This window comes from Achromobacter sp. 2789STDY5608621 (assembly GCF_001299375.1).
Lineage (GTDB): Bacteria > Pseudomonadota > Gammaproteobacteria > Burkholderiales > Burkholderiaceae_B > Achromobacter > Achromobacter insuavis.
The window spans coordinates 55422-66876 of the sequence record NZ_CYTU01000035.1; the positions used below are offsets into that span (position 1 = coordinate 55422).

Genomic DNA, 11455 nt, shown 5'->3' on the forward strand with positions numbered 1-11455 from the left:
CGGGCCCTATCACTTCTGTCGCGCTATCCGCGCATTACGGAGCATGAGGGCTATGCGTACTTTTCCCCACCTAAAGCAAGCGGCGCTGGCAGCTGCGCTGACGGCCTCGCTGGCATTCAGCGCCGGCGCGGCCGCCAAGACCTTCCACTGGTCTTATCAAGGCGACGCCACATCGATGGACCCGATGGCGTTGAACGAAACCTTCACGCTGGGTTTCCAGGGCAACATCTACGAAACGCTGGCCGGCTACGACGGCAACCTGAAACTGACGCCGCTGCTGGCCGAGAGCTGGGAAAACCCCGAGCCCACCAAGTGGGTCTTCAAGCTGCGCAAGGGCGTGAAGTTCCACGACGGCTCGCCGTTCACCGCCGATGACGTGATCTTCTCGTGGAAGCGCAGCCTGACGCCGGGCTCCGACATGAAGGGCTACGGCGCCAAGGCCTCCGACATCAAGAAGGTCGACGACTACACCATCGAGGTCACCACCCCCACGCCCAACCCGATCCTGCCGCGCGAATGGGTGTTCCTCTACATCATGAGCAAGACGTGGTCGGAGAAGAACAAGACCACCGAAGCCACCAACGTCAAGGGCGACAACCAGGGCAACTACGCCAACCTCAACGCCAACGGCACCGGCCCGTTCATGCTGGTGTCGCGCCAGCCCGACGTGAAGACCGTGCTCAAGCGCTACGACGGCTACTGGAACAAGGACATCAAGACCAACGTCGATGAAGTCATCTTCCAGCCGATCACGCAGGAAGCCACGCGCGTGGCCGCGCTGATCTCCGGCGAGATGGATCTGGTGCAGCCGGTGCCGGTGCAGGACTGGAAGCGCCTGGAAGACGCCAAGGGCGTCAAGCCGCTGACCGCGCCCGAGGCCCGCGCCATCTTCATCGGCATGGACCAGGACCGCGACGAACTGCTGTTCTCGGACGTGAAGGGCAAGAACCCCTTCAAGGACCCGAAGGTGCGCGAAGCGGTGGTACTGGCCGTGGACACCAAGGCCATCAATGAGAAGATCATGCGCAACGCGGCCAAGCCACTGGGCTCGCTGATCGCCACCGCCATCAACGGCTACGACGAATCGTTCGGCGCGCCCTACAAGCCGGACCCGGAACGCGCCAAGAAGCTGTTGGCCGAGGCCGGCTACCCGAAGGGCTTTTCCGTGACCATGGACTGCCCCAACGACCGCTACGTCAATGACGAGAAGGTCTGCCAGGCAGTGGCTGGCATGCTGGCGCGCGTCGGCATCAAGATCAACCTGCTGGCGCAGACCAAGTCCAAGTATTTCGGCAAGATCCTGCTGCAGGCCGGCAACCAGACCAGCATGTACATGCTGGGATGGACGCCCAGCTCGACCGACGCCCACAACACGCTGCTGAACCTGGCCGCGTGCCGCGACGCCAAGACGGCGGCGGGCCAGTTCAACCTGGGCGGCTACTGCAACAAGAAGGTCGATGACCTCACCGCCAAGATCGGCGTCGAGACCGACCAGGCCAAGCGCAACGCAATGATCAAGGAAGCCTTCGGCATCGTGCGCAGCGACTTCGGCTACCTGCCGCTGCACCAGCAGCCGATGTCGTGGGGCGTGAAGGACAACATCAAGGTCATCCAGCGCGCCGACGACGTGCTCGACCTGCGCGACGTGGTCCTGCCGTAGTCCCCAGGCGCCGCGCCACGCCGCAGGGCGTGCGCGGCGCTGTGTTGATGCGACCCCCGCGACGGCGCCAGCCGTCCGGGCGCGCCCGGCCCAGCCCCGCTTGCCGCCTCCGGCAACGCGGCCCGGCGTTATCCGACCCAGAGGGCATCCGACCATGCTTTCCTTTATTGCGCAGCGGCTGATCCAGTCGGTGCTGGTGATGTTGACGGTGGCGCTGATCGCGTTCTCCATGTTCCGCTATGTCGGCGATCCGATCGCCAGCATGGTGGGCCAGGACACCACGCCCGAACAGCGCGATCAGCTGCGTGAACAGCTGGGCCTGAACGATCCCTTCGTGGTGCAGTACGCGCATTTCGTCGCCAACGCGGCGCGCGGCGACTTCGGCATTTCCTACCGCCACCGCCGGCCGGTCAGCGAACTGCTGGAAGAACGCCTGCCGGCCACGCTGGAGCTGTCGTTCGTGTCCGCCGTGATGGCGCTGGCGCTCGGCATCCCCATGGGCATCTACACCGCGCTCAAGCGCCACGGCGTACTGTCCAAGACTTTCATGGCGATTTCGCTGGCCGGCATCTCGCTGCCGACCTTCCTCATCGGCATCCTGCTGATCCTGTTCTTCGGCGTGCAGCTGCGATGGCTGCCCAGCTTCGGGCGCGGCGACGTGGTCGGGCTGGGCTGGTGGACCACGGGCTTTTTGACCAAGTCCGGCCTGCTGGCGCTGATCATGCCGGCGATCACGCTGGCGCTGTTCCAGATGACCCTGATCATGCGGCTGGTGCGCGCCGAAATGCTGGAGGTGCTGCGCGCCGACTTCATCAAGTTCGCGCGCGCCCGCGGCCTGCCGGAGCGCCTGATCAATTTCCGCCACGCGCTCAAGAACACCATGGTGCCGGTCATCACCATCACCGGCCTGCAGCTCGGTTCCATCATCGCCTTCGCCATCATCACCGAGACGGTGTTCCAGTGGCCCGGCATGGGCCTGCTGTTCATCCAGGCCATCAGCATGGTGGACATCCCGGTGATGGCCGCCTACCTGGTGCTGATCGCCTTCATGTTCGTCGTCATCAACCTGGTGGTCGATCTGCTGTATTTCGCCGTCGACCCGCGCCTGCGCGTGCAGAGCAAATAAGGGAACCGCCTCATGAACGCCCGCATCGCTCCCTTCTTCGCGCGCGCCGCCGACAGCGACCTCTGGCACAGCTTCAAGCGCTCGCCCGGCGCCATCGTCGCCGCCGCCGTCACGCTGGCCATCCTGCTGGGCGCGCTGTTCGCGCCGGTGGTGGCGCCGCACAATCCGTTCGACCTGGCTTCCCTGAACATCATGGACGCCAACACCCCGCCCGCCTGGCAGGAGGGCGGCAGCGCCGACTTCCTGCTGGGCACCGACGACCAGGGCCGCGACATCCTGTCGGCGATCCTCTACGGCTCGCGCGTGTCGCTGCTGGTGGGCTTCGCCTCGGTGCTGTTCTCGATGGTGCTGGGCGTCACGCTGGGCCTCATCAGCGGCTACGCCGGCGGCCGCGTCGACAGCTTCATCATGCGCATCGCCGACGTGCAGCTGTCGTTCCCCGCCATCCTGGTGGCGCTGCTGATCGACGGCGTGGCGCGCGGCCTGCTGCCGCGCGACATGCACGACGAACTGGCCCTGTACGTGCTGATCTTCGCCATCGGAATCTCGGGCTGGGTGCAGTACGCCCGCACCGTGCGCGGCTCGACGCTGGTGGAACGCAACAAGGAATACGTGCAGGCGGCGCGGCTGATCGGCATCGGCCCCATCACCATCCTGCGTCGCCACATCCTGCCCAACGTCATGGGTCCGGTGCTGGTGATCGCCACCATCCACCTGGCGATTGCCATCATCACCGAGGCCACGCTGTCGTTCCTGGGCGTGGGCGTGCCGCCGACCGCGCCCTCGCTGGGCACGCTGATCCGCATCGGCAACAGCTACCTGTTCTCGGGCATGTGGTGGATCTCGATCTTCCCCGGCATCGCGCTGGTCGCGCTGGTGCTGTCGGTCAATCTGCTGGGCGACTGGCTGCGCGACGCGCTCAACCCCAAGCTGCGCTGAGGATGCCATGGCCCTGCTGAACATCGAAGACATCCGCATCGAATTCCCCAGCCGCCGCGGCACGCTGGTGGCGGTGGACGGCGTGTCGCTGTCGCTGGAGAAAGGCGAGATCCTGGGCGTGGTCGGCGAATCCGGCGCCGGCAAGTCGACCATCGGCAACGCCGTGATCGGCCTGCTGGAAGCGCCCGGCCGGCTGGCCGGCGGCGCGGTGCTGCTCAACGGCGAACGCATCGACACGCTGACGCCCGCGCAGCAGCGCAAGGTGCGCGGCCGCCGCATCGGCATGATCTTCCAGGATCCGCTGACCTCGCTCGACCCGCTGCAGACCGTCGAAAGCCAGCTGGTCGAGACCATGCTGGTGCACCTGGACCTGACGCACGACCAGGCCAAGGCGCGCGCGGTGCAGTTGCTGGCGCAGGTCGGCATCGACCAGCCCGAGCTGCGCGTGCAGCAGTATCCGCACCAGTTCTCGGGCGGCATGCGGCAGCGCGTGGTGATCGCGCTGGCGCTGTGCTGCGAGCCCGAAGTCATCATCGCCGACGAACCCACCACCGCGCTCGACGTGTCGATCCAGGCGCAGATCCTGGAGCTGCTGAAGAAGCTCTGCCGCCAGGAACAGGTCGGCATGATCATCATCACCCACGACATGGGCGTGATCGCCGACGTCACCGACCGGGTGGCGGTGCTGTACCACGGCAAACTGGTCGAGCAGGGGCCCACCGCCAAGATCCTGGGCGACCCCGACCATCCCTACACCCGCAGCCTGATCTCGGCCGTGCCGCGCCCGGACATCAAGCTCAAGCGCTTTCCGCTGGTCACCTACATCGAGGACGTGAAGACCCCGGCCAAGCCGCTCGACCTGGCCACCCACTGGCTCGGCCAGCGGCGCGACTTCGGCGCGCGCGGCGACGGTCCGCTGGTGCAGGTGCGCGACCTGAGCATGCGCTTCGTGCTCAAGAGCGCGCTGCTCAAGCGCAACCAGCGCACGCTGGATGCCGTCAAGCGCGTCAACTTCTCGATCGGCGAAGGCGAGGTGTTCGGCCTGGTGGGCGAATCCGGTTCGGGCAAGTCCACCGTGGCGCGGCTGATCTCGGGCCTGTATACGCCCAGCGGCGGCTCGGTCACGTTCGGCGGCACCGACCTGACCGCGCTCAAGGGCGAAAAGCAGCTCAACCCGTTCCGGCGCCAGATCCAGATGATCTTCCAGGATCCGTTCTCGTCGCTCAATCCGCGCATGCGGGTGCTGGACATCGTGGCCGAGCCGATCCGCTTCCACAAGCTGGCGGCCAACGAGGCCGAGACGCGCCGCGTGGTGGCCGACCTGCTCGACGTGGTCGGGCTGGGCGACCGCGCCGCCGAGCGTTTTCCGCACGAATTCTCCGGCGGCCAGCGCCAGCGCATCTGCATCGCGCGGGCGCTGGCCACGCGGCCGCGCTTCCTGATCTGCGACGAGCCGACCTCGGCGCTGGACGTCTCGATCCAGGCGCAGATCCTGAACCTGCTCAAGGACCTGCAGGAACAGTTGGGCCTGACCATGCTGTTCATCAGCCACGACCTGCCCGTCATCCGCCAGATGTGCGACCGCGTCGGCGTGATGCGCTATGGCGAGCTGCTGGAAGTGGCCGAGACCGAGGCGCTGTTCGAACACCCGCAGCATCCCTATAGCCAGCACCTGCTGGGGCTGATGCCCCGCTTGCAGTCGATGTCCCGCGAGGGACTGGACGTGGCCGGCTGAATCCCAGCGAGACCACAAGGAGCGAGACATGAGTGCGACGCCACAGACCCTGTTCATCGGCGGCAAGGTGTTCGACGGCCGCGGCCAGGTGCTGCCGAATCACGGCGTGCTGGTCGAAGGCAAACGTGTGACGCGCGTGGCGCCGGCCGGCGAATTCACCGGCTTCGCCGGACGCCGCGTCGATACTGGCGGCATGACGCTGATGCCCGGCATGGCGGACTGCCACGTGCACCTGGTCTATACCGGCGGCGCCGACCCGCAGACGCAGATGTCGAAGCAGGGCCCGGCACAGATCACCCTGACCGCGCTCGAGAACGCGCAGGCCGCGCTGCGCGGCGGCTTCACGGCGCTGCGCGACTGCGGCGGCAAGGACTACCTGGAATTCGGCGTGCGCGACGCCATCGCGCGCGGCGTGTTCCCGGGCCCCACCATCAAGGCCTCGGGCCGCATCATCTGCATGACGGGCGGCCACGGCAACCGCATCGGCCGCGTCGCCGACGGCTGTGAGGAAGTGGTCAAGGCCGTGCGCGAGCAGGTCCACGCCGGCTGCGACCTGGTCAAGATCATGGCCACCGGCGGCGTCATGACGCCGGGCGTGAGCCCCATGGACGCGCACTACAGCTTCGACGAGATGAAGGCGGGCGTGCACGAGGCCAAGCGCTTTCGCAAGAGCACGGCCAGCCACGCGCAGGGCACGCAGGGCATCCTGAACGCGGTGCGCGCCGGCATCGACTCGATCGAGCACGGCATCTTCATGGACGAGCAGTGCCTGAGCGAAATGCTGGCGGCCGAGACCTACCTGGTGCCGACCATCGCGGCGGTGCGCAACATCGTCGCCAACGCCGACAACGGCATTCCCGCCTATGCCGTGGAAAAGGCGCGCGCGGTCGAGCAGCGCCATCGCGAGTCGATCCAGATGTACTACAAGGCGGGCGGACGCATCGCGCTGGGCACGGATGCCGGCACGCCGTTCAACCTGCACGGCGACAACGCGATGGAGCTGGCCTACATGGTGGAGTTCGGCATGACGCCGGTCGATGCCCTGGTCGCGGCCACCTCGCGCGGCCACGACCTGATGGGCATGGACGGCCATGGCGTGGTGGAGCAGGGCGCCGTGGCCGACCTGCTGCTGGTGCGCGGCGATCCGACCAAGGACATCATGCAGGCCGCCGACCGCCGCTTCCATGTGGCCGTGCTGCGCGGCGGCGACGTGGTGGCGGGCGCCTTGCCGGCCTGACGCGCGGGGCCCGCGGGACGCAGGCGGGCCTTACTTCACGCCGTGCGACATGAGCCAGGCCAGGAAGGTTTCCAGCGGCATGCGTTCGCCGTTGAAGTCCACCTGGCCGCCCGCGTAGTTCAGGCTCGCCAGCAGCTTGCCGTCTTCCAGGTGCCCCCACTGGCTGCCCACGATGCGGTCGCGCACGCCATCGGCCTGCCGGCGCGCGGCCTCGCGGGCGGCGGCCTCGGGCATGCCGTCGGCCTGCAGGCGCACGGCGATCAGGTCGGCCACGCTGGCGACCGGCACCGACAGCCGCGCGTCGAACTTGCGCACGGTCTCCTTGACCACCGCGGCCGGCGAATGATTCCACAGCGTCGGCGCGGCCAGGCCCACCGCCAGTTGCAGCGTGGCGCTGCCGTTGGCGGTATCGACCTGCAGCGGCGCCAGCGAGAAGCCGGGCTCGGCCAGCAGGAATTTCATCACGTGGCCCGCGCCCACCATCTTGTCGCTCAGGCTGCCGCCGCCGTCTTTCGTAGCCTCCATGGTGTCGCGGAACGCGCGGAACGACACCAGGTCCAGGTTGTGCGCCTGCGCTGCCAGGCGCAGGTTGGCCACCTGTCCGGCGCGCGTGTCGATGCCCGCCACCTGCACGGCCAGCTTGCCCTGCATGGCGCTGTCGGCGCCGCTGGCGTCGAGATTCACGGCGACGTCGCGCAGCGTGACCGGCTCGCCGTCGATCTCGACGGTCCATTGCTTGAGGGTCGCGCGCGTCGTGGCGGCGCCGGTCTCGTCGGCGGCGCGGGTCGCATCGTACGTGATCGCCAGGTCGCGCATGGCCAGCCGGCGCGTGTGGCTCGCGCCGTCCTTGGTGAACGGCTCGAACAGGTCGGCGCGGTCCGAGCGGACCGTCACGGTGGCGCGCTTGCCGCCGGCGGCGACATCGGCCCGCAGCGTCAGGCCCGAGAAACTGAAGCGGGACGCGTCGCGCGCGCGCTCGACCGGCGCCAGCGCCAGGGAGACCGCGATATCGCGGCCATAACCCGCCACGGCCTCGGCCGTCACGGGCACGCCGCCCTGCGCGGCGGCGAACCAGGTTTCCAGTGACGGCGTAGGCGCCAGCTCCGCGCGGGCGGCGGCCATGGCCGGGAACAGATGGCCCCGCGACAGGCGGTACAGCGGGAACGGTCCGTGATCCAGGCGCACCACCATCTCGTAGTCGCGTCCCGCCGCCCCGGGACCATCCTTGGCCAAGGGCTGCGCCTTCAGCCGATAGCGCGCCTGCGACGTGAACACGCCGCGCTCGTACGACAGCTGCTCGACCGACAGCGTCTCGCCCAGCTTCGCGCCGATCAGCCGCGCCTGCGCGTCGGCGCTCTCGGCCAACTGCGCCATGCCGTTCTCGAGCTGCTTGCCGGTGTACCAGGCCGTGCCCGTCCAGATCGCGCCCAGCGCCAGCACGGCGCAACCCACCGCTACCCATTTCCGCATGATATCCGTCCCGCTTCCCATTTGCGTCGGTCCCGCATGGACCGCAGCCGCCAGCATACGCCGCGCATGAAAAACGGGCTGCCGCGCCCGAAGGCGCCGCAGCCCGTGTAGGGCGCCGGCATCACGCCGGCGCCGGGGTCTGGCCCGCGCCTCAGCGCATGCCGCCCATCGCGCCGCTCATGACCATCATCACGAACTGCTGCAGGGGCATCTTCTTGCCGTTGAAGTCCACTTGGCCGTCGGCGTAGTTCAGGTAGGAAACGATGTTGTCGTTTTCCGCCTTGGCCACGCCCATCGCCACCGCCATGGTGCCGACCATTTCGGCCTGGCCCTTGGCGGTCTGGGCGGCGCGGTCGGCCGGCACACCACGCATCTGCGGCTCGATCGCCATCAGGTCGGCCACGTTGGCCTTGGACAGCACCAGCTTGGCGTTGAGCTTGCGGATGGCTTCCATGGCCAGGTCGCTGGCCGGCTTGTCGGTCGAAGCCGGCTTGGCCAGGTCCACGTCCAGGTTGAAGGTCGACGTGCCGTTGGCGGTGCGCACCTGCAGCGGCGACACCGACAGGCTGGGGTTGCCAGCCAGCAGCAGTTCGACGTTGGTCTTCAGGATCTGCTGCTCTTCCGGCGTGAACTCGGGCGAGGCCTGTTCGCCGCCGCCTTGCATCATGCGGCGCGACGACGCTTCATAGACGTCGTTCAGGGCCTTGAGGGCCTTGGGATCCATGTTCTTCATGCCGATGGCCAGCTGCAGGCCCGCCATGTCCTTTTCCTGGACATTGATCATGCCGAAGTCCAGCACCATCTTGGCGTTGACGCCGGTGTCGGCCTCGGACAGGTCCACGGCGATGCTGGTGTCCTTGAGCAGGACCGGCGGCTTGGTCTTGGACGTGATGGTCCATTCCTTGAAGACCAGCTTCTGGCTGCCCATGGCCATGTCGTTCTTGCCCGGCGTCAGGTCGCTGTTGAGCGTGATGCCCTTGACCGCCATGCCCACGATATCGCTCTCGCCGGCCGGACCGGCCAGCGTCACGCCGTCGCTCTTGAGCGCCAGGATGCCGTGCTTGCTGTTGGTGTCGAAGTCGACGTCGGCGGCCATGCCGGCGAAGGTCAGCTTGGTCTTGTCGGTCGAGGCTTCGGCCGGGGCCAGGTTGAACGTGCCGGTGACCTGCTTGCCGTAGCTGACGCTATAGGCGCCCGTCAGCGGCGTGGCGCCCTTGGTGGCGGCGAACCAGCCCTTGACGGCCGGGGTTTCCTCGATCTGGAAGCGGCTCGCGACCATGGCGGGGGCCAGCTTGCCCGAGGCCAGGTTCGAGAACGGGAACGGGCCGTGCGACAGGTGCTCGACGAACTGCAGCTCGCGTTCCTCGGCCGGCTTGCCGTCCTTGGCGGGCAGCGTGAACTTGACGCGGTAGCGCTCGGTCGACGAGAACACGCCGCGCTCGAACGACATCAGTTCGATGACGGGGGTCACGCCCCACTTTTCGCCGATCTTGCGCAGTTCGACGTTGCCGTCTTCGATCGACTGCTTCACGAACGCTTCGGCCTTCTGGCCGGTGTACCAGGCCGTGCCGGTCCAAATCGCACCCAGTGCAACGACCAGACCCGCTATTGCCGCCTTTTTCATAGCAACCCTTAATTCTTGTGGTGGTGAAGGTAAGCGCTCGGATTATAGGGAGGCCCGCCTAGGGATTACGCTAATTTCGTGCTTTTTTTGTGCAAAATGTTACGCCGCACTACCAAGGGCGGTACGCGCTGCATGCCGCAGCGCCGCATCGGCTACAATCGCCAGGCGTGCTTTGCCAATCCGCACGCGTCCGCTAGGCATTTCGCCGCCAAGCTTCGCCCTCAGGGGCGCTTCCCTTTTCTCCTTATTCGTCCGCCTGGATTGGAGTCTCTCAACTTGAGCGACGGGCTGCCGCTGGAGTTGTTTTGACTACCTCTTCCTCTTTCGCCGACCTCGGGCTGGCCGATTCCCTGTTGCGCGCCATTGCCGATACCGGCTACACCGCGCCCACCCCCATCCAGGCCCAGGCGATTCCGCAGGTCCTCAAGGGTGGCGACCTGCTGGCCGCCGCCCAGACCGGCACCGGCAAGACCGCCGGCTTCACGCTGCCCATCCTGCATCTGCTGATGCAGAGCAAGCCGGAAGCCCGCAAGGCCGGCCGCCCGCGCTGCCTGATCCTGACCCCGACGCGCGAACTGACCGCGCAGGTGGCCGAATCGGTGCAGACCTACGGCAAGCACACCTCGCTGACGTCCATGGTGATGTTCGGCGGCGTCAACATCAACCCCCAGATCTCCGCCCTGCGCAAGCCGCTGGACATCCTGGTGGCCACCCCCGGCCGCCTGCTGGACCACTGCGGCCAGAAAACGGTCGACCTGTCCGGCGTCGAGATCCTGGTGCTGGACGAAGCCGACCGCATGCTGGACATGGGCTTCATCCGCGACATCCGCAAGATCCTGGCCCTGCTGCCCAAGCAGCGCCAGAACCTGCTGTTCTCGGCCACCTTCTCGGATGAGATCCGTTCGCTGGCGCGCGGCGTGCTGAACAACCCGGGCGAAGTCTCGGTCACCCCGCGCAACACCGCCACCGAACTGGTCACCCAGACGGTGCACCTGGTCGAACAGCACCACAAGCGCGATCTCATCAGCCACATCATCCGTGAAAGCGGCTGGCACCAGGTGCTGGTGTTCACGCGCACCAAGCACGGCGCCAACCGCCTGGCCGAGAAGCTGGTCAAGGACGGCCTGACCGCCGCCGCGATCCACGGCAACAAGAGCCAGTCGGCCCGCACCCGCGCGCTGGCCGGCTTCAAGGACGGCACCGTGACGGTGCTGGTGGCCACCGACATCGCCGCCCGCGGCCTGGACATCGACCAGCTGCCCCAGGTGGTGAACTTCGAACTGCCCAACGTGCCGGAAGACTACGTGCACCGCATCGGCCGCACCGGCCGCGCGGGCGCCACCGGCGCCGCCGTCTCGCTGGTGGACAACAGCGAAATCAAGCTGCTCAAGGACATCGAGCGCCTGATCAAGAAGACCATCGAGCGCAAGCCGGTGGCCGACTGGACCCCGCCCGCCACCAGCGCCGCCGCCTTCGAACGCCAGGAACGCGACGAAGACTCGCGCCAGCCACGTGGCGGTGGCGGCCGTAACGGCGGCCGCGGCGGCAACGCCGGCGCGCCCCGTTCGCGCCCGGCCAACGCCGCGCCGCGCAACGCCAACGGCGGCCGCGCCCCGGCGCCGGCCCGCGCCGGCGGCGACAACCGCGGCGGCCAGGGCCAGCGC

Annotated in this window: 8 protein-coding genes; 6 read left to right on the forward strand and 2 right to left on the reverse strand. The window is 67.6% G+C overall.

The annotated features are described in order from the left end of the window. The first annotated feature begins 52 nt into the window (after positions 1-52). The 5 genes from AOZ53_RS24860 (at position 53) to AOZ53_RS24880 (ending at position 6697) form a co-directional block, all read left to right on the forward strand. On the forward strand, positions 53-1660 hold the full coding sequence (locus tag AOZ53_RS24860; RefSeq protein WP_054433692.1) for an ABC transporter substrate-binding protein: 1608 nt from the start codon (positions 53-55) through the stop codon (positions 1658-1660). A 154-nt stretch (positions 1661-1814) separates the two neighbouring features. After that, complete coding sequence (locus AOZ53_RS24865) at positions 1815-2786, forward strand: ABC transporter permease (protein ID WP_054433691.1); 972 nt, start codon at positions 1815-1817, stop codon at positions 2784-2786. Positions 2787-2798: 12 nt separating this feature from the next. After that, positions 2799-3725, forward strand: a complete 927-nt coding sequence (locus tag AOZ53_RS24870; RefSeq protein ID WP_054433689.1) for an ABC transporter permease — start codon at positions 2799-2801, stop codon at positions 3723-3725. A gap of 7 nt (positions 3726-3732) precedes the next feature. Beyond that, a complete protein-coding gene (locus AOZ53_RS24875; protein WP_054475252.1) occupies positions 3733-5460 on the forward strand; it encodes a dipeptide ABC transporter ATP-binding protein in 1728 nt (575 codons plus the stop codon). Positions 5461-5488: 28 nt separating this feature from the next. Then, positions 5489-6697: a metal-dependent hydrolase family protein gene (locus AOZ53_RS24880; protein WP_054489763.1), complete on the forward strand. Its 1209-nt coding sequence runs from the start codon at positions 5489-5491 to the stop codon at positions 6695-6697. 30 nt (positions 6698-6727) lie between these two features. Here AOZ53_RS24880 and AOZ53_RS24885 read toward each other — a convergent pair whose 3' ends face one another. Continuing rightward, a complete protein-coding gene (locus tag AOZ53_RS24885; RefSeq protein WP_231690682.1) occupies positions 6728-8167 on the reverse strand; it encodes a YdgA family protein in 1440 nt (479 codons plus the stop codon). A gap of 151 nt (positions 8168-8318) precedes the next feature. Beyond that, a complete protein-coding gene (locus AOZ53_RS24890; RefSeq protein ID WP_054433681.1) occupies positions 8319-9791 on the reverse strand; it encodes a YdgA family protein in 1473 nt (490 codons plus the stop codon). Between the two features lie 305 nt (positions 9792-10096). Between AOZ53_RS24890 and AOZ53_RS24895 the strand changes: the two genes are divergently transcribed. Then, positions 10097-11455 (forward strand): DEAD/DEAH box helicase (locus tag AOZ53_RS24895; RefSeq protein ID WP_054489767.1); only part of this gene is annotated, 1359 nt, incomplete at its 3' end.

Coding starts and splice junctions, on each gene's coding strand:
- AOZ53_RS24860 (WP_054433692.1), top strand. CDS start 53: ATGCGTACTTTTCCCCACCTAAAGCAAGCGGCGCTGGCAGCTGCGCTG.
- AOZ53_RS24865 (WP_054433691.1), top strand. CDS start 1,815: ATGCTTTCCTTTATTGCGCAGCGGCTGATCCAGTCGGTGCTGGTGATG.
- AOZ53_RS24870 (WP_054433689.1), top strand. CDS start 2,799: ATGAACGCCCGCATCGCTCCCTTCTTCGCGCGCGCCGCCGACAGCGAC.
- AOZ53_RS24875 (WP_054475252.1), top strand. CDS start 3,733: ATGGCCCTGCTGAACATCGAAGACATCCGCATCGAATTCCCCAGCCGC.
- AOZ53_RS24880 (WP_054489763.1), top strand. CDS start 5,489: ATGAGTGCGACGCCACAGACCCTGTTCATCGGCGGCAAGGTGTTCGAC.
- AOZ53_RS24885 (WP_231690682.1), bottom strand. CDS start 8,167: ATGCGGAAATGGGTAGCGGTGGGTTGCGCCGTGCTGGCGCTGGGCGCG.
- AOZ53_RS24890 (WP_054433681.1), bottom strand. CDS start 9,791: ATGAAAAAGGCGGCAATAGCGGGTCTGGTCGTTGCACTGGGTGCGATT.